This is a genomic window from Klebsiella scottii, assembly GCF_036561945.1.
Taxonomy (GTDB): Bacteria; Pseudomonadota; Gammaproteobacteria; order Enterobacterales; family Enterobacteriaceae; genus Klebsiella; species Klebsiella scottii.
Genome location: NZ_JARXNI010000010.1, coordinates 1 through 295 on the forward strand (window position 1 = coordinate 1; position 295 = coordinate 295).

General features: G+C 47.1%; 1 tRNA gene. It reads right to left on the minus strand.

The annotated features are described in order from the left end of the window. Positions 1-199 precede the first annotated feature (199 nt). Positions 200-275, minus strand: a tRNA-Glu gene (locus QFI97_RS00045). Between the last annotated feature and the right edge of the window lie 20 nt (positions 276-295).

The following is a 295-nucleotide window of genomic DNA, read 5'->3' on the forward strand; positions in this document are numbered from 1 at the left end:
TCGTAAAACAGTCCGCGTTGCGAAAATTTGAGAGACTCGAACACACCGCTTTTCCTTTCTTATTACGGAGAAAGGAAACAGTGTGTCGTTTCAATTTTCAGCTTGATCCAGATTTTTAAAGAGCAAATATCTCAAACGTAACTCACTGAGTTAGTTTTGAGATACTGAGGTCGGCGACTTTCACTCACAAACCAGCAAGTGGCGTCCCCTAGGGGATTCGAACCCCTGTTACCGCCGTGAAAGGGCGGTGTCCTGGGCCTCTAGACGAAGGGGACACTGAAGTCTCAATCGCAAG